Source organism: Kushneria sp. AK178 (assembly GCF_053903105.1).
This window is the reverse complement of sequence record NZ_CP096381.1, coordinates 1,842,811-1,861,694: the sequence shown is the minus strand read 5'-3', so window position 1 is coordinate 1,861,694 and position 18,884 is coordinate 1,842,811. Positions and strand designations below refer to the sequence as shown.

At 57.8% G+C, this 18,884-nt stretch carries 15 protein-coding genes; 10 read left to right on the top strand and 5 right to left on the bottom strand.

Going from position 1 to position 18,884, the window contains the following annotated elements:
* Positions 1-73 precede the first annotated feature (73 nt).
* Complete coding sequence (locus M1D97_RS08395; protein WP_456267292.1) at positions 74-694, bottom strand: superoxide dismutase; 621 nt, start codon at positions 692-694, stop codon at positions 74-76.
* Between the two features lie 381 nt (positions 695-1,075).
* Here M1D97_RS08395 and M1D97_RS08390 point away from each other — a divergent pair, with 381 nt between their 5' ends.
* From M1D97_RS08390 to msrA, 4 genes are all read left to right on the top strand, one after another.
* On the top strand, positions 1,076-1,600 hold the full coding sequence (locus M1D97_RS08390; protein WP_456267291.1) for a hypothetical protein: 525 nt from the start codon (positions 1,076-1,078) through the stop codon (positions 1,598-1,600).
* Positions 1,601-1,649: 49 nt separating this feature from the next.
* On the top strand, positions 1,650-3,530 hold the full coding sequence (tamA, locus tag M1D97_RS08385) for an autotransporter assembly complex protein TamA (protein ID WP_456267290.1): 1,881 nt from the start codon (positions 1,650-1,652) through the stop codon (positions 3,528-3,530).
* Entirely contained in the window at positions 3,530-7,624 is a 4,095-nt protein-coding gene (tamB, locus tag M1D97_RS08380; RefSeq protein WP_456267289.1) for an autotransporter assembly complex protein TamB, read from the top strand. Before tamA ends, tamB begins: the two co-directional genes overlap by 1 nt.
* A 135-nt stretch (positions 7,625-7,759) precedes the next feature.
* The gene (msrA, locus tag M1D97_RS08375) at positions 7,760-8,368 is read left to right on the top strand and encodes a peptide-methionine (S)-S-oxide reductase MsrA (protein ID WP_456270198.1); all 609 of its coding nucleotides are present in this window, start codon (positions 7,760-7,762) and stop codon (positions 8,366-8,368) included.
* 22 nt (positions 8,369-8,390) lie between these two features.
* Here msrA and M1D97_RS08370 read toward each other — a convergent pair whose 3' ends face one another.
* Positions 8,391-9,428, bottom strand: a complete 1,038-nt coding sequence (locus tag M1D97_RS08370) for a hydrolase (protein WP_456267288.1) — start codon at positions 9,426-9,428, stop codon at positions 8,391-8,393.
* A gap of 123 nt (positions 9,429-9,551) precedes the next feature.
* A complete protein-coding gene (gene can, locus M1D97_RS08365; protein WP_456267287.1) occupies positions 9,552-10,196 on the bottom strand; it encodes a carbonate dehydratase in 645 nt (214 codons plus the stop codon).
* A 161-nt stretch (positions 10,197-10,357) separates the two neighbouring features.
* Here can and gorA point away from each other — a divergent pair, with 161 nt between their 5' ends.
* From gorA to M1D97_RS08345, 4 genes are all read left to right on the top strand, one after another.
* Positions 10,358-11,719 (top strand): glutathione-disulfide reductase, encoded by a 1,362-nt coding sequence (gorA, locus tag M1D97_RS08360; protein ID WP_456267286.1) that lies wholly within the window; start codon positions 10,358-10,360, stop codon positions 11,717-11,719.
* Positions 11,720-12,002: 283 nt separating this feature from the next.
* Positions 12,003-12,524 carry a diaminobutyrate acetyltransferase gene (gene ectA / locus M1D97_RS08355; protein WP_456270197.1) on the top strand — a complete coding sequence of 174 codons (522 nt, stop codon included), beginning with the start codon at positions 12,003-12,005 and terminating at the stop codon, positions 12,522-12,524.
* Positions 12,525-12,578: 54 nt separating this feature from the next.
* Positions 12,579-13,841, top strand: a complete 1,263-nt coding sequence (gene ectB, locus M1D97_RS08350) for a diaminobutyrate--2-oxoglutarate transaminase (protein WP_456267285.1) — start codon at positions 12,579-12,581, stop codon at positions 13,839-13,841.
* An 84-nt stretch (positions 13,842-13,925) separates the two neighbouring features.
* Positions 13,926-14,321 carry an ectoine synthase gene (locus M1D97_RS08345; RefSeq protein WP_456267284.1) on the top strand — a complete coding sequence of 132 codons (396 nt, stop codon included), beginning with the start codon at positions 13,926-13,928 and terminating at the stop codon, positions 14,319-14,321.
* Positions 14,322-14,413: 92 nt separating this feature from the next.
* Here M1D97_RS08345 and M1D97_RS08340 read toward each other — a convergent pair whose 3' ends face one another.
* On the bottom strand, positions 14,414-14,890 hold the full coding sequence (locus M1D97_RS08340) for a DUF1161 domain-containing protein (protein ID WP_456267283.1): 477 nt from the start codon (positions 14,888-14,890) through the stop codon (positions 14,414-14,416).
* Between the two features lie 351 nt (positions 14,891-15,241).
* The gene (locus M1D97_RS08335) at positions 15,242-16,300 is read right to left on the bottom strand and encodes an acyltransferase family protein (protein ID WP_456267282.1); all 1,059 of its coding nucleotides are present in this window, start codon (positions 16,298-16,300) and stop codon (positions 15,242-15,244) included.
* Positions 16,301-17,034: 734 nt separating this feature from the next.
* Here M1D97_RS08335 and M1D97_RS08330 point away from each other — a divergent pair.
* Both M1D97_RS08330 and M1D97_RS08325 read left to right on the top strand, forming a co-directional pair.
* Positions 17,035-17,478, top strand: a complete 444-nt coding sequence (locus M1D97_RS08330) for a Fur family transcriptional regulator (RefSeq protein ID WP_456267281.1) — start codon at positions 17,035-17,037, stop codon at positions 17,476-17,478.
* A 59-nt stretch (positions 17,479-17,537) separates the two neighbouring features.
* Positions 17,538-18,872 carry a dihydroorotase gene (locus M1D97_RS08325; RefSeq protein ID WP_456267280.1) on the top strand — a complete coding sequence of 445 codons (1,335 nt, stop codon included), beginning with the start codon at positions 17,538-17,540 and terminating at the stop codon, positions 18,870-18,872.
* The last annotated feature ends 12 nt before the right edge of the window (positions 18,873-18,884 follow it).

Genomic DNA, 18,884 nt, shown 5'->3' with positions numbered 1-18,884 from the left:
GACAGGCGGGCTGGTATCGACAGGCTCTCGGGCCTGTCGGGCCAGCGCCGCCTTTTATAGCAATCCCTGCCTTTTAGACGTGAAGCAGATTGCGCCTGCCCTCGGCCGTTGCAGTGGCATCCTCGAGACACTGCTCGACAAACGGCCAGTTGATCACATCCCAGAGCCTTTGAAGATATTTGCGTCGATCGTTGCCAAAATCGACATACCAGGCGTGCTCCCACATATCGATGGCCAGCAGCGGTATAAGGCCCCGAAGCAGCGGGGACCCGGCATCCACGGCATTATGAATGTCCAGCCGTCCTTGCGGGGAGTACACAAGCCATGTCCAGCCCCCCATGAAGTGCGCCATGGCGCTGGCCATGAACGCCTGCTGGAACGCCTCGAGACTTCCCCAGCGGGCCGCCAGTGCGCTTTCCAGTTCCTTCCCCGGGGGCTGATACCAGGGCGTCAGGCACTGCCAGAAAAAGGTATGGTTCCACGCCTGGCAGGCGCAGGCCTGTGCCTCGCCGCGGCCGGTACGCATGATGTCTTCAAGCGAGTGGTCCGTATGCCCATCACCGTCAAGCAGTGTGTTCAAACGCTTCAGATAGCCTGCGTGGATGCCCTCATGATGCATGCGCAGAGCGTGTGTGGAGATAACGGGCGCCAATGCATCGGTAGCATAGGGCAGGGAGGGAAGTTCAAGGGGCATGATCAACGTTCCATTCTGACCAGGGAGCCCCTGGTATTGCCGTTCAAACCTGTCTGCCGGGTAGCCTGTACTGGCTTTTCACAGGCCATGCATCGTAGCATGCATGCAGTTTCCTGACCTGGCTGAAAAGGGCAGGTCGTCTCTCTGGCTGTCACATTTCTCGAGATTTTCATGCCGCAAAAAGATCATGAAGAGCCCGTCATAGGCGCTGATCGCCACGCTGCGTATTCGACCCGTACGGAACCACGCGCTGCCGGCCCTGGCCGTGGTGCCCGCAGAGCGCCCCTGTGGCCGCTGTATGTCCTCCTGCTGTTGCTTGCTGCCGCCATCGTTGCCATGGGGGTGCAGTATTATCAGGATCGTCAGCACTGGATGGACAGGATGTCAACACTGACGGACAGGGCGCAGCAGGTGGCCGCGGATCGCCGGGAAATGTCGGACAATCTCGAACACGTGCTTGAAGGCATCCGAAGCGAGCAGCAGGCCCAGCGCACACAGCTCGAGACCCTGCAACAGCAGCTCGAGCAGCAGGCCGGCAATGATGATCAGGACTCCCGGCTGGAGCAGCTGGAAAGGGCCGATGCGTTACGTCAACAAACGCTCGGGTCATTGCAGCGATCATTAGAGTCGCTGGATGCAGTTATCGAAGGTCTTAAAGGTACCTATGATGCGCGCTTTGAAGATCTGGATAATACTGACGCCGAGCTGTCGAATCAGCTGAAGGAAATGGAGAAAAACCGTCAGCAGCTGGAAACGCTGACCGCCAGCGTGGCGGATCAACAACAGATGCTGGCGTCGCTTGAAGCGCGGATTGATGAGCTGGGTGAGCAGACCGAACGGCTTCAGAAGAGCCAGACACGCCTGCATGCCACCCAAGAGTCGCTTCGGGATGTTCTCGATCCCTGACGTATGACATGTGGTGTGATTCATATCATTGAGGAACCTCCTGAACGTTATGCGATCCTTTTTTCGTAACCGTCCGATCGCCGGTACGCTCACCCGAAAGTTGCTGCTACTGACGCTGATGGGCACCGGCCTCGGTCAGGCCCCTGCCGTACTGGCCATCGATGCCAACGTCACAGGGGTACGGGGAGAGCTGGCCACCAATATCAGCAACTACCTGCAATCCCTGGAGATTCCCGAAAATGCCGACGTGCAGGGCTACAGTGCCGAGGTCACGCAAAGGGTCAGGGATGCCCTGAAACCCTATGGCTATTATGAGCCCGACATTTCGGTCAGCTTTCAGGATCGCGAAGAGGTCACGGTTAATGTCGATCGTGGCCGGGCCGTTCGCGTGCGTTCGGTAGTAGTTCGCATCGAGGGGGAGGCCGATAATGACGAGCCCTTTCAGCAGGCGCTCGAGGCCAGCGCGCTGGGAGACATGGAGGGCAAACGCCTTCTACATACGCCCTACGATACGCTCAAGTCGCGCCTGACGGCGCTGGCGCTGGAGCGTGGCTATTTCGATGCCCGCTATCGCCAAAGCCGTATCGAGGTTCACCCTTGGGAGCATGCCGCTTATATCACGCTGGTGTTTGAAAGCGGCGAGCGCTATCGATTCGGCGATATTTTTGTCACCGGCAGCCAGATTCGTGATGAGCGCCTGCGCAGGATGGCACCCTTTGACCTCAATGACCGGTATCTGGCCACGGAAGTGGCGCGTTATAGCCAGCGCCTGGGCGAGTCGGGCTGGTTTCGAAGCATCAGCGTTCGCCCCCGCCTTGATGAAAGCGCTCGCCAGACGCGCTCACCCATGGTGACATCGTCACCTGATGCGCGTGTTGAAGGAGAGGGTGACGACAGCGAAAGCAGCAACTTTCGCGACGCGCTCAACACGCAGGAAAGGCCACAGCGCGCGACCGTGCCCATCGATGTCAGTGTGACACCGGAAGATCGCCACAAATTCGAAACCGGTATTGGTTACTCCACCGACGTAGGACCTCGAGTCAATTTTGGCTGGAACATGCCCTGGCTCAATGATCAGGGGCATAGCCTCAATAACGATCTGAGCCTTTCCGGCCCCGAGCAGACGCTGGTCGGGGAGTACAATGTACCGCTCAGGAATCCGGCGCGTGACAACTACTATATGCGTTACGGTTTCCAGAATACCGACCGCAGCGAAAGTGATACCCGCAGTTTCGAAAGCTCGGTGTCTTTCGGCCGGGAATGGCGGTTCGAAAACGACTGGGTACAAAATGCCTACCTGCGGACTACCTATGAGGATTTCACCCAGGGAGATGAAGAGGACAAGGTTGTGCTTTTCATCCCGGGCATGAGCTGGACGCGTACGCGTGCCGATAACACTCGCTTTCCCATGTGGGGAGACCGCCAGGACATTCTCATTGAAGGCTCAAGCGATGCCTGGGGTTCGGACGCCAACTTCCTGCGGACCCGTCTCAACAGCCAGTGGATCCGCAGCCTCGGTGAGGACAATCGCTTTGTAGGCCGTGCCACGGTAGGGGCAACAAGCACGGATAATTTCAGTCAGGTACCGCCTTCGCTGCGCTTTTTCACCGGCGGTGACAGCAGCGTGCGGGGTTATGAGTACGAAACCATTTCGCCTGAAAACAGCGATGGGGATCTTCTGGGCGGCAAGCACCTGCTGGTCGGCTCTCTGGAATACCAGCGCCAGGTGGTCAACAACTGGTGGGGCGCGACCTTTGTGGATACCGGCAACGCCTTCAATGACTGGTGGCCGGACGAGCTCAAGACCAGCGCCGGCGTCGGCGTGCGATGGATTTCACCCGTTGGGCCGGTTCGTCTGGATATCGCCCATCCCTTTGACAGTGAGGAGGACTCTTGGCGCCTGCACTTCGGCATCGGTCCCGAGTTTTGATGTTACTGCCACGCGCTATCCTCTGGATCGCGGTGACGCTACTGGCGATGATCCTTATCGTGGCAGGCGTTGTCCTCTCGCCGTGGGGGACTTCCAAACTGCTCGAGCAGGCGCAGTCACGCGGTATCATGACCTATGAGCACGCCGAAGGCGCGCTACTGGATGATTTTACCCTGCAGGGCCTGCATCTGGAACTGCCCGCGCTTCGGCTGGATGTCGAGCAATTTGCACTGCACTGGAGCAGTGACTGCCTGCTGCGAGGTCGGCTGTGCCTGGATCGGCTGCAGGTCAGTGGCGTTGACGTTGTTCTGCGCGGTGGCGACAGCACAGCGCCCGATACCGCGGACGACGATTCGACCATGGCGCGAATCAGTACGCCATTGCCCATCGAACTGCGTGACCTGCGCCTGGACGATGTCCGTCTGCGTCTGGCCGACGGCACCCGCGTCGAACTGGGCCACTTTCACAGCAGCGCCGTGTTTGAAGGCAGCCATCTCACGCTCGGGGAAACACGGCTGGAAGACACTCGGGTTGTCCCTGCCTCGACAGCAGGGCTGGATCAGCCCGACCTTCTCGATTCGAGCGTGGATGTACGTACGGCCCGGCGTGTTGTGCGCCCCGACATGATTACCGCACAGGCCATGGCCGCCGCCGAATCGGTGGTGGCAGCCGCACCAGCACTACTGTTGACCGATGATGTTGATTTTGCACTTGCTTCCAGCGCCATCGACGGTGCCATCAGGGTTGCCAATCCCGAGCCGCCCACCGTTCTGGAAACATTGGCCAAACTCGGTCAAGGGCCGCTGGCCAATCCGCTGGCCGACGTCATCGGTGAAACGGATGATCAAGGGCGCATTGTCATGCCCGAAATCACGCTGCCGCTGGATATCGATGCAGAGGATGTGGCCATTAACCGACTGCGACTCGATGGGGAAACCCCTGTGGTGGTCCATCGGCTGGCGCTGGCTGTCCGGACCAGCGGCTCCGATATCGAGCTGCCCCAGCTCACGCTGGATTCCTCCATTGCACAACTGTCCATGAGCGCTCGGGCCTCGCTCAGGGATGATTACCCGCTGACACTGTCGATGGTGGCCGATGTAATGCAGGCCCCCGTTGAAGGGGAACATGTCGAAGTTGACGTGCATGGCGCGCTCTCGGATCTGAATGTGTCCCTCGATGCCGGTGGGCCCGTCGAGGCAGCCCTGAGCGCCCATGCCGATCTGCTGGCCCCCGAGCTGCCGTTCAGGCTGCAGATGTCGAGCCCACAGGTGCGCTGGCCGCTCGAGGATGAGCCCGGCGTGGCGACATGGCGTGCCCGGGATATCGACATCAATGCCGAGGGCTCGCTTGATGGCTATCAGCTCGCGACAGCCGCTCATGTAGAAGGCTCGAACCTCTCACCACTGGATATTCGTCTGGAAGGCGAGGGGGATATTGCCCACTTCAGCTGGGTGCCACTCACGGTGACCACCGGTGACGGCAGGGTGGAAGCCCGTGGTACGGCGACATGGTCACCGTCGCTGAATGTGGCGTCATCGCTTGATTTCCACAATCTGCGATTGGAGAACTTTACCGATGCGGTCACCGGCCGTCTCAACGGCAAACTGCGCGCCGGTTTCCAGCAGCAGGGCGATGATTGGCGTGTCGAGGTGCCCGAGCTTGCCATTGATGGCACGCTGCAGGAGCGAGCGCTTTCGCTGAAAGGCCGCTTGAACGGCAATAGCGACATGCAGTGGCACATCGCACAGCTGGATCTGCGCCAGGGCAACAACCGGTTGTCGGCCAGCGGTGATGTCGGTGATCGGCTGTCACTGGATGCCGATATCACGGCACCGGCGCTGGGCACGGTCCTGCCGGATCTGGGAGGAAGTGCCAATGGGCAGATCAGGCTCAGGGGCACACTGGATAATCCCAATGGCAACATCGATCTGCGCGGTCAGGGGCTTCGCTATCAGGACAATCGCATCGGCGCGCTGCGCCTGGTTGCCAGGGCGCAGGGACTGGATAACACGAGCTTCGAGGTCGATCTTGATGCCAGCGATATCAGCGCCGCCGAGCAACGGATTCGTCAGGTGAGCACGGCGCTCAACGGCACCCTGCAACAGCATCGTCTGACGCTGGATGTGGACGGCGGCGATGGTCTGCCCGTCAGACGGGTGCGCATGGCATTGGATGGCAGTCTGGACCAGGCCGGACAGCGCTACGCCGGAGCGATATCGTCACTGAATGTCAGCGCGCCGCAGGGCGGCGATATCGCCCTCGATGGGCCGCTGAAATTCACGGCACTGCTGGATCAATCCAGTGTCACCGCGTCACCGTTTTGCCTGGTCAGGCAGCAGGGAGGGCGACTGTGTTCGGTCGACACCCTTCAGGCCGGGGCCGACAGCGGCCGGGCAGCGCTGCGCCTTTCCGATATCGATCTGGCGCTGACCAACGACTATCTACCAGACGAATGGCGGCTAGCCGGTGGCCTCGAAGGTGATGTCAATGCGCAATGGTCACAGGCGGGAAATCGCTGGAACGTCGATACCGATCTGAGCAGCCAGGTGGATGTCCGCGGCCGGAATGCGCAGGGCCAGCCCTTTTCCCTGCCGCAGCTGGGCATTCGCGTCACTGCCGAGGCCACCCCCGAGCGGGCGCAGGCCCGGCTGGACCTGAACCTGCGCGATGCCGGCAGCCTCCGTCTGAATGCCGATATCGGCGACCCGCTGGGCAGTCGAACGCTGGCTGGCAGGTTACAGGTCGACGGGGTGACACTGTCTCCCTATACGCCACTGGTCGCCGCCCTGAATGAATTGAACGGCCAGCTCAACGGCGACGTCGGGCTCTCCGGTACCCTGATCGAACCGCGTCTCAATGGCAGCATGGTGCTCGCTGATGTTCGCGCCCGCGGCAGTCAGCTGCCGGTGGGGCTGGATGATGCCCGCATGGCCATGAACTTTCAGGGGGATCGCGGCACTCTGGAAGGCTATCTGCAGGTCGGCAACGCCCGCTGGAATCTTGATGGCACTGCCAACTGGCCGACGACCGAAAACTGGCAGGCCGGCATGGCGCTCAACGGTCGCAACGCGCCGCTTGAAATCCGCATGCCGGAATTCGGGCGACTGCGGGTGGCGCCTGATATCAGGGTGGCTGCCAATCCGCAGCGTCTGGACATCAATGGCGACGTACGGATCCCCTGGGCACGTCTCGAGATCGGGCAGATTCCGGCCTCGGCCGTCAAGCCCTCTTCCGATGAGGTCATCGTCACCCGCGAGGAGTACGAGGCACGCCAGCAGAAGCCGGGTGCGGTCGAGGCGACCAGCGAGATCGATCGCCAGCTGGCCTGGGCCAATACCCAGGATCTCGAGGCAGCCGGCATGGAAGTCAACGTTGGCGTCAACATTATCGTGGGGGATGACGTCCAGCTGGAAGCCTACGGCCTGAACGCCAACGTGGAGGGCAGGCTCAATGTTCGTCAGAGCGCCAGCCAGCTCCAGCTTTTCGGGGACGTATCCCTCGAGGACGGCCGCTTCCAGGCCTTTGGTCAGGATCTGTTGATTCGTCGCGGGCAGGTGCTGTTCAGTGGTCCACCCGGCCAGCCCTATCTCAACATTGATGCCATCCGAAACCCGGATAGCACGGCCGATAACGTCATTGCCGGACTGCGAGTATCCGGTCCGGCGGATCAGCCTGAACTGGACGTCTTCTCGGAGCCGGGCATGAACGAGTCGCGAGCGCTCTCTTATCTGCTGCGCGGACGGGCACCGGATGCCGACGGCGACAGCGACGGCATGCTGACCTCGGCCCTGATCGGACTGTCGCTGTCCAGAAGCGGCAAGGCCATCGGTCAGCTGGGTGAGAGTTTTGGCATCGAGGATCTGTCGCTGGACACCTCCGGCAGCGGTGATGACAGCCAGGTGGTGGTCAGCGGCTATCTCTTTGACGACTTCCAGGTCAGTTATGGCGTGGGGCTTTTTTCCTCGATTGCCGAGCTGACCCTGCGCTATCGACTGATTCAGAACCTGTATCTCCAGGCCGTATCAGGCGCCAATCAGGCGGTTGATCTGATCTATACCTTCAGCCTGGGCCGGACGCCGGACAGGCCGTATTGATGGAAAAAGACCGTTTCTCGAAGTGAGGGGGCTTGTGTTTTCCCCCGTCAGCCCCGATAACCTGTAGCCTGTTAACGGTTATGACGTTTCGATTATTGAATGGGAGGCATCATGTTCGGATACGACAGAATGCGTATGCCCGGTGCGGAAGAAGCACTGGCAGGGCGTGATACGCCCATTAACATCAGCGGCGTCCATCACATCAACGACCGCGACATTACATCACCGCCGCCCGAAGGCCTTGATGAGATCGTGCTGGGGCTGGGCTGTTTCTGGGGTGCGGAACGCCTTTTCTGGCAGTTGCCGGGGGTCTGGGTGACCGCGGTCGGCTATGCCGGCGGCTACACGCCCAATCCGACCTACGATGAGGTCTGTACCGGCAAGACCGGTCATGCCGAAGTCGTGCGCGTGGTCTTTGATCCATCGCAGGTCAGTCTGACAGCGCTGCTCAAGACGTTCTGGGAGGCGCACGACCCCACCCAGGGCATGCGTCAGGGCAATGATATCGGCAATGAATACCGCTCCATTATCCTGGTGCGCGATGAGCAGCAGCGCGACATTGCCCGGCAGAGCCTTGCAGAGTATCAGCAGGCGCTGCAGGAGAGCGGCAAGGGAGAGATCACCACCGAGATCGCCTCGCTTGAGGCCTTCTACTATGCCGAAGAGTACCACCAACAGTATCTGAGCAAGAATCCGATGGGCTACTGCGGCCTCAAGGGCACGGGCGTCAGCTGCCCGATCTGATCGCCGACAGGCCGGCAGGGGGTCAATCAAGTGGCTGATTGCGACCCAGCGGCTGATGGTGATGCTGTCTACCGGGTACGCACTGCCAGCTCTCGAGTTGCTGTGCGACCCGTCTGGCAAGCCATGGCCGCAGCAACCCCTGACGATGTTCGATAAAGCCGACATGGCCACCATGCTCGGCCATCTCGATACGTACACTTCTTGACGGTATCGGCAGTCGGTCCAGCAGGTTTCTGGGCATTAATGGGTCGTCGGCGGCATGCAGTATCAGGGTAGGGAGCTCGATACGGTGAAGCATGAACCCCGAAGAAGCGCGCTGATAATAGTCCGTGGCTGAGGCAAAGCCGTGCAGCGGCGCCGTGATTTCATTATCAAAGGCCCAGAAGGTATCCAGCTCCTTGAGTTTTTGACGATTGATCCGGCTCAGGCTGCCATCTTCCATCCGACGCATCACCTTGCGCTTCATCGATTTCAGAATGTGGCGCTGATAGCAGCGGGCAAAACCGATATTGATGGCATCCGACGAGGCCGCCAGATCCAGCGGCGGGCTGATGGCGATGGCGCCGGCCAGATCGAGCCCGTCCCCGCCCTGTTCCGCTGCCAGCTTGAGCAGCACATTGGCCCCCAGTGACACGCCGACAGCCACTTTCAGGGCATTGGGGTAGCGTCGGGTCAACCGGGACAGCATCCAGTAGGCGTCCGCCGTCTCGCCAGCGTGATAGCTGCGCAGATGGCGATTGGGAACGCGTCCGCAGCCTCGAAAATGCATCAATACTGCACGCCATCCCATATCGGTGGCCGTGCGCATGAGCATGCGTGCGTAGGGGGAATCGATGGAGCCTTCCAGCCCGTGGAACAGCACCATGATCGGCGCCCGGGCATCGCCGGGCGAGGGGTGCGCCCAGCTGAGCTCGACGATGTCACCATCGGGCAGTGTCAGAAGCTCTGTTTCAAGACGAATCCTGTCGCGGGGCAGCAGCAGCGGCAGCAGGGTCTGAAGATGTGGGTTGGCCAGCCCGCGCGGGGCGCGAAAGCCGGCCTTGTAGATCATGCCCGACATGGTGACTCTTTACGCCAGCAAACGATGAGGTCTTGTTATCACCGAGAGCTGACGACAGGTCAAGTTCTGTTGTGTTTATTGATGTGATGTCTGTCGGGCCGGTGTCCGGATGTTGTGATGGGGTCAGCGGGCAAGCCGAAAGGCTTCGGCTTCTTCATGCGTTTTGACGGTGCAGCCCAGATCCTTGACCAGACCGTTTTCAAGGCTGTAGCACCAGCCGTGGACGCTGACGGGCTGCTCCCGCTCCCACGCACGCTGCAGAATCTTGGTCTGGCACAGGTTGGACACCTGCGTTTTGACGTTGAGCTCGCACATGCGGTTGACCTGTTCGTCCAGCGACAGATGCGACAGGCTCTCCTGGTGCTGGTGATACAGATTGCGAACGGTGTTGAGCCAGTAATCGACGATGCCGTTATCACCACCGGTAACGGCTGCCTTGATACCGCCGCAACCATAGTGTCCCACAATCATGATGTGCTTGACCTTGAGCACGTCCACGGCGAACTGGATCACGGACAGGGCATTCATGTCATTGTGATGCAGCACATTGGCGACATTGCGATGTACGAACACCTCGCCCGGGGGGAGGTTGACGATCTGATTGGCCGGCACGCGACTGTCGGAACAGCCGATCCACAGGAAATCGGGATTTTGCTGATCGGACAAACGCCTGAAAAAGTCGGGATCGTTTTCTACCATCTGATCGGCCCAGAGCCGATTCTGCTCGAGCAGCTGTGATATGTCCTGATGACTTTTGTGATCACACATCGTTGTTTACGACCTTTTCAATGAACAACATAGAGAATGGTAAATACGCCTGAACGATCATGGCGCACGCTCATGTGATAGCATCATGACCCATTATTCCCGGGGCAGGATTCCAACGGAAGCGCCGCTGTTTCAAATATTTTTTAGCTGGAGCAACACTCGTGTCGCAATACGATGTCGATCTTTTTGTTATCGGTGCAGGATCAGGTGGCGTCAGGGCTGCACGCACCGCAGCCGGCAAGGGTATCAGGGTAGCCATCGCCGAGGATCGATACCTGGGAGGCACCTGCGTCAACGTGGGCTGCGTGCCCAAGAAACTCTACTCCTATGCTGCCCATTTCCATGATGCCTTTGAAGACAGTCAGGGCTTTGGATGGCACTTTGACAGTGCACCGCGATTTGAATGGCCGGTGCTCAGGGACAACAAGAAGGCGGAAATTTCGCGTCTCAACGGCATTTACGAAAGGCTTTTGTCCAATTCGGGCGTTGAGCTGATTCAGGGCCGTGCCGAGATCGTTGATGCGCATACGGTCACCGTCAACGGTCGCCACGTCAGCGCCGAAAAAATTCTGATTGCCACCGGCGGCACGCCCTGGATGCCGGAATTTGAAGGGCGCGAGCACGTGCTGACCTCGGATCAGATTTTTGATCTGCCGACCTTCCCGGAGCGATTTCTGGTCATGGGCGGCGGCTATATCGCCGTCGAGTTTGCCAGTATCTTCAACGGTCTGGGGGCGCAGACCCATCTGGCCTATCGGGGTCCGCTTTTCCTGCGCGGCTTCGACCATGAGCTACGCGATTTCATCCGTGATGAAATGCTCAAAAAGGGCGTCAACCTGCATTTCGAAGCCACGATCACCCGGATCGAAAAACGTGATGATGTCTATGACGTGGAGCTCAGCAACGGCGAAACGCTGGAAGTCGATGCCATTCTTGGCGCGACCGGGCGACGCCCGCGCTTTGAGGGGCTGGGGCTTGAAAATGTCGACGTCGAGCGCGAGATCGATGGCAAGCTGAAAATCGATGACCAGTACCAGACCTCCGTACCATCAATTCTGGCGCTGGGCGATATCATTGAGGGGCCGGAACTGACCCCTGTTGCGCTCGAGGAGGCCATGCGCCTGGTTGAGCTTCATTACGGCAGCGGTAGCGCCGAGCCCATCGATTACGACAGCGTGGCGACCGCCGTTTTCTGCCATCCCAACATGGGCACGGTCGGGCTGACCGAAGAGCAGGCCAGAGAGCAGTGTGACAGCATTCGTGTCTATACCACGGACTTCAAGCCCATGCGCCACACGTTGTCCGGCAGCGACGAGCGTTGCCTGATGAAGCTGGTGGTCGATGACAGTACCGACCGCGTTCTGGGGGCTCACATGGTCGGCGAAGAGGCCGGTGAGCTCATTCAGGGCCTGGCCATCGCCGTGCGTGCCCGGCTGACCAAGCGCGACTTTGATGCCACCATCGGGGTGCATCCCACCAGCGCCGAGGAGTTCGTCACGCTGCGCAGCGTCACGAGAACGTAACGTATTGATGCATATGATGAATTGGAAAGCCGCCGGCAGGCGGCTTTTTATTGTCTATAGTTAATGGTATCCGAAGGAATGATGCCGGTAGTGTTGATACAAAAGGCAGATCGCTTCAAGTGTGATAATGAAGAGTTATGAAAAAGGGGTGGCACCATAATTTAAAAATTTGATGGCCTTATAAGTTGTTGTTATTCTCTCCCTCTAATTCGCCAACTGCGAAATATCCATGACACCAAACAATCAGACGACAACGGCTTCATCCGATATCTCTCATCCTGATATGGCCGAGATGATTATCGAAGGAGAGACACCCATTCTGGTTCGGCCACCCGGTACCGATGATGGATGGGGCATCTATGAGCTTATCAAGGCCTGCCCGCCGCTGGACGTCAATTCCGCTTACGCCTACCTGCTTCTGGCAACCCAGTTTCGTGACCGTTGTGCCGTGGCCACGCTGGCCGATGGCGAAATCGTTGGTTTCATGTCGGGCTACGTCAAGACCAACGCACCGGACACCTTCTTTCTGTGGCAGGTCGCTGTGGGCGAGAAGGCCAGAGGCACGGGGCTGGCCCGCAAACTGGTCGAAACCGTCCTCAAGCGTGAGCATCAGGCAGGCGTGCGCCATCTGGAAACCACTATCACACCGGATAACGAGGCGTCATGGGGGCTTTTCAGGCGGCTGGCGCAGCGCTGGCAGGCACCGCTCAACAGCCGTGAATATTTTTCCGAAGAACAGCTTGGTGGAGAACACGATCCAGAAAATCTGGTACGGATAGGGCCTTTCGATCCGCAGCAGATCTGATCACGACAGTCTGAATTTCCGACCGAATCACCAGCCAAAGGGAGAGTGTTGTAGATGGATACACAGTATTTCGAACGAATGGAATCCGAAGTCCGCACGTATTCCCGCTCTTTTCCCATCGTGTTTGATCGCGCCGCCGGCGCCCATCTCTGGAGCACCGAAGGCAAGCAGTACATCGATTTTCTCGCCGGTGCCGGAACGCTCAACTACGGGCACAACAATCCGGTACTGAAAAAGGCACTGATGGACTATATCGAGCGCGACGGCATCGTCCACGGGCTCGATTTCTGGACTCATGGCAAGCAGGATTTCTATCAGACCCTTGAAGAGCTGATCCTCAAGCCGCGCGGTCTGGATTACAAGATTCAGCTGCCCGGACCCACCGGGACCAATGCCGTTGAAGCAGCCATCCGTCTGGCACGCCGGATTACCGGGCGCCACAACATCCTGACCTTCACCAACGGTTTTCATGGCGTCACCATGGGCGCGCTGGCCACTACCGGTAATGCCAAGTTTCGCGAGGCACTGGGAGTGCCGGCCACCGGTGCCCAGTTCATGCCCTATGACGGCTACATGGGCGAGGGCGTGGATACGCTCGACTATGTCGAGAAGGCGCTGGACGACAGATCCAGCGGTCTTGACCGCCCGGCAGCCGCCATTGTTGAACTGGTGCAGGGCGAGGGCGGTATCAATGCAGCCTCCATCGACTGGATCAAGCGACTGGCCGAGATCTGCAAAAAGCGCGATATCCTGCTGATCGTGGATGATATTCAGGCCGGCTGTGGCCGCACGGGCAAGTTCTTCAGTTTCGAGCACGCTGATATCAAGCCCGACATGGTGACCAACTCCAAGTCACTGTCCGGCTACGGGCTGCCGTTTGCCATGCTGATGATGCACCGCGATCTCGATAAATGGACACCGGGACAGTACAACGGCACCTTCCGCGGCCATACCCTGGCCATGGTGACAGCCGCCGAGACACTGCGTCATTACTGGGCGGACGATACCTTCGAAAAGGAAGTTCAGCGCAAGGGTGAAGTCATTCGCCAACGCTTCGAGATGCTGGCCGGACTTCTCAGCGATGCCGGACATCCCGCCAAAGAGCGTGGTCGCGGCATGATGCGCGGCATCGATGTCGGCAGCGGTGAGCTGGCTGATGACATTACGCACGGCGCCTTTGAGCGTGGGCTCATCATCGAAACCAGCGGGCAGGCAGGCGAGGTCGTCAAGTGTCTCTGCCCGCTGACCATCACGGATGACGAGCTCGAGCAGGGTCTGACCCTTCTTGAAAGAAGCATTCGAAGCCTCATTGAATAACTCTGTAACGTTGCGGTGCGGGCGCATGGCGCCTGCATCGATAGTACCCCTTGTTCATCATGACCAGAGAAGGCAGCCAGATCGATGATCGTTCGTAACCTTGAAGAGTGCCGCAAGACCGACCGTTTCGTGGAAGCCGAAAACGGCAACTGGGACAGCACGCGCCTGATGCTGGCCGAGGACAACTGCGGGTTTTCCTTCAACATCACCCGCATTCGTCCGGGTACGGAGACCCATATTCACTACACGAATCACATCGAAGCCGTCTTTTGCTACGAAGGCGAGGGAGAAGTGGAAACCATTGCCGATGGCAAGAAGCACACCATCAGGGCCGGCGACATGTATCTGCTGGACCAGCACGACGAGCACTGGCTGCGCGGCAAGGAACAGGGCATGACCGTGGCCTGCGTCTTCAATCCGCCGCTGACCGGACGGGAAGTCCATCGCGAGGATGGCTCCTACGCACCGGCGGAAGACTGAAGCACTGCATGACCGCTCACATCAAAAAGCCTGCTCGCATGAGCAGGCTTTTTTGGTACTAATGGTCAGGCAACATCGGATCCGGATAATCCTCAGGATGATGCGGCACCCACCGGCATATCGGTTGTCTCGATGCGCCGACCGTCCGACCCGGTAGCCCCGTCGGTTTGACCCGGTGCGGAAGGCTCGGAGACGTTCGACTCGCTCGAAGATCGCTCTGACATGCCGGACGCGTCATTTTCCCGCGTATCCGGCGAGGCGTCATTGATGTCATCCTCGTCAGCGGCATCCTCCATGGTTTCGGCGCTGCTGGTCCGGTAGTAGCGTTGATAGACAATCTGGTATTGATTGTTGTTGCAGTGACCCACGATCTGGCCTTCAGCCTGATCGGCGTCAGCGGTCGGGATCACTTCGAGTGAGTAGCCCATGGGCTCGACACCATTGGATTCAATATTCTGCGCAATCCGGTCGCGTACTTCCTGGCAGGCGCCAAACGCAATGGACGGCAGGCACAGGGTTGCCAATGCAAGCGCAAGGGTTGAACCCGTGGATGCGCGTGAGTGCTTCATGAACGGTTCTCCTGAAAAACGACATATCATCATGCGGTGCAATGAATATAACCCATTACGGTGCCTGCAACGTTAGGTCGTACTGACCATGCAGCGATACTTCGCATAATATATATTATGTTAAATATAAAATAGTAATCGGAATCCAGCGAATTCAAACATTTGTAACGTTGATGCCAACCAGGACTATTCAAGTACTTTGTGTCCTGGTATGAAAAAGGCAAAAGGCGTACTCATGTCAGCGAAGTGACCCGGATAGAAAATGATGGCTTTTTGCATCAGCATTGGTTGGGTCTGACAGGTATGCCATAGAGTGTACATCATTTAGTCACGGGCTAGAGGTCACTGTCACTAGCTTGGCTGGATCAGGCCGGTCTTATAGGCCGCGCGGCGTACCGTATGAGGCATCGCGAACATGGTGCGCCCACCGATAGCAAGAATCATGTGATATACGAAAAGGGAGCCGATCACCACAAATATCGGCATGGCAACAGGTTCCACCACTTGCAATAAGACATGTCGTGGTACTGGCATAAATGCTGCACAAAAATAGATAAAAAACATGTGTAATACGTATATCGGAAGTGTTCTCTGCCCCAGTATCTTTAACCAGTGAAGGCAAAAGCGCTCGCTTAAAAAAGCGAATATGTCGATTGCTACTAATACCGTGACGATACCCATGACAGCACGCCAGATGCCAACATATTGCTCATAGAAGACTTTCGCTGTCACCATCCCGGACAGCATTAGCGCGAGCATGAAAAACATTCTTCCGATATGGCAGTGCCTGTAATATTGAGTAATCAAGGGCTTGAAATAAGCACCCAGAACAAAGAATATGAAATAGCGTGCCATGCTGGCGTAGTTCCACCATTCTTCAGGCACATAGATGAAAGCTTGAGCGAAAAATACGGCCACAGTAAATGTTAATAGCGCCGACTTGCGCATCGCGCGAGTCATCAAAAAATACAACGCCAACGCATATAGATACCAGAGTGAGGACCGGCCGGTAAGGATGTTAATTAAAAGCGTCGTGGGGTGTTTATCACCCGGCTCGTTCATCGAATACCATGGATTCAACGACGGGAGAAGGAAATTCATACTCCAGTAAATGGCTGTCCATATTGCAAATACCCATAGCAGCATGGCCACCTTGGGCGTACGTACTCTGGGCCAGTCGCGACAAAATAATGCACCATTGGCCAGATAGCCCGAAATGAGGAAGAACAAAGGCATACGCAACGGCTTCAATGCCGATATTATCATTTGCCAGAGTTGGGGAATCGTTTCAGTTCCTGTGGGCATAGCATGAAAAACATACATATTGAAGTGGTACATGACCACCGCGAATATGCAAAACCCCTTCGCAACATCGATCCATGGGATACGCTCCCCCTGCCCCGAAGACATCACTACCCTTCCTTTGACCATAATGTGGTTAACCAAGGGCGACCTATCTTAAAAGGAATTTAAAAAAATCCTGTGCCGTTTTAAACAAGAGTTAGATAAATCGTTAATAAAGGTAGTAAAGAATTAGTGACAACCGATTTTACGAGGAGATATATATGGTTCTCTCTGGATATGAGCATTAGTTTTTGCACAGATGACTGCCAAATGAGCGTAACGCGGTAATCTTCCGAAGGGCGCTTCAAGTGTCGTTGTTAATGGATGGCGGAGAGCTTATCAACCTTGGGCTATCCAGATGCCCTTTTGTGCAGTTCGTCAACCGCTTTATCGATGGCAACATCATGGGACATTACCCTCACGAGGCTTTGACCCATCTCGTTAGGCAAATCTGCAACGAGATGCCTCGAGGTAGAAATCAGCATAATGGGTGGATACCGGCGTTGCTCCGAAAGGCACAGTCACATGACCCGCCAAAACCATACGCTTATCAGTAGAACGCTTTTTCTGCTCCGTTTTGGCCCAAAATTGTCTTTGTCGGACTATTGATCGGTGACTGTCGCAAATCTGCATAAAAAATCTTGGGTTATGTTAAATATAACAGCGGGAGATTGGATCGGTTTTGAAGCTGGTGATCGAACAGTTATCGTCAGTTCGTGAGGTGCGGGCCCTGCCCGATGACGTTACCATGAGCACATATCCCCTACGCTGTTCTGCGCTTTCAACGATGAGAACATTCGATGCCTGATGTATCCAGCCTGCTGCGCATGGCCGAAACACGCTGTCATGACAACGACGTGCGATTTACTCCCATTCGCCGCCGGGTCTTTGAAATCATCAGCGCTCACGCCAGCGGCCTCAAGGCCTACGAGCTGCTGGATATCCTCTCCAGCGAGCATGCGTCAGCGCGACCGCCCACGGTGTATCGGGCGCTGGACTTTCTGCTCGAACAGGGGTTGGTGCATCGCATCGAGTCGCTGAATGCCTATGTTGCCTGCCCGTGCCCCGACCATTCGCGTGGTTTCCAGCTCATGATCTGTCGACACTGCGGCCTGGTCGAAGAGATGCACGACCATGACACCATGCACCGTCTGGAAGAGACGGCGGCCGGCCACGGATTTCGAATCGAACGGCAGACCATCGAACTGTCCGGGGTCTGTCAGCAATGTCAGCAGTCAAGCTGATCGACAATGATGTCCTTTTTTCCAACAGTACGTTTTTCCAATAATACAGGTCTTTTGCCATGTTCGATCTGCTGATCGTCAATGCACGTGTCGTCAATGAAGGCACCATTCGCGAACTGGATATCGGCGTGCAGGATGGGCGCATCAATGCCATGAGCCCTTCCCTGTCGCGTGATGCCGCAAGGATCATTGATGCACGCGGGCGTTATCTGCTTCCCGGCATGATCGATGATCAGGTGCATTTTCGTGAGCCGGGGCTGACCCACAAGGCCGATATGGCCACGGAATCGGCAGCAGCGGTGGCCGGTGGCATTACCACCTATATGGAAATGCCCAACGTCAAGCCGCCGACGCTGGATAGCGAGGCGCTTGAGGCCAAGTACGCGCTGGCACGCGGCCGGTCGCATGCCAATTACGCCTTTTATCACGGCGCGAGCAACGACAATCTGGAAGCCATCAAGGCGCTTGATCCGGCGACCACCTGCGGCATCAAGATCTTCATGGGCGCCTCGACCGGCAACATGCTGGTGGACGCGCCGCAGACGCTCGAGGACATTTTTGCCAACGCAAAAATCCCGGTTATCACGCACTGTGAAGATACGCCCATGGTTCAGGAAGGCGAGCGCCGGGCCCGCGAGCGTTTCGGCGAGCAGGTACCCTTCTCGCTCCACGGCGATATTCGATCGCGCGAGGCCTGCTACAAGAGCTCCAGCATGGCGATCGATCTGGCGCGCAGGTACGGCACGCGCCTGCATGTGCTGCATCTCACGACCGCTGATGAAATGGCCCTGTTCGAGCCCGGTCCCGTGGACGGCAAGCTGATCACGGCCGAGGCCTGCGTGCATCATCTGTGGTTCTGCGATGAGGATTATGAGCGTCTGGGGTCATGGATCAAGTGCAACCCGGCGATCAAGACCGCCGCCGATCGTCAGGCCATCCGCGATGCGGTCAATGATGGTCGCATCGACATTGTGGCTACCGACCATGCGCCCCATACGCTGGCAGAGAAGGACAACAGCTATTTCGGAGCGCCGTCCGGCATGCCGCTGGTGCAACACGCCCTCTCCTCGCTGCTCGATCAGGTCAATGCCGGTCACTTCGAGCTAACCACTATTGTCGAAAAGACCAGCCACAATGTGGCGCGTCGCTTTGAGCTGGCCGATCGGGGCTTTATCCGCGAAGGCTATATGGCAGATCTGGTGCTGGTGGATCTGGAGAAACGCTTTACCGTCACGCGTGATGCGCTGCTTTACAAGTGTGGCTGGAGCCCTTTCGAAGACACGGCGCTGCGCGGCAGCATCGATGCCACCATCGTCAACGGCGTCGTGGCCTGGGACGGCGAGAATCTCGCCAGCGCCCCGGCCGGTGAGCGCGTCACCTATCGTCGCCGATAACCCATGGAGTGC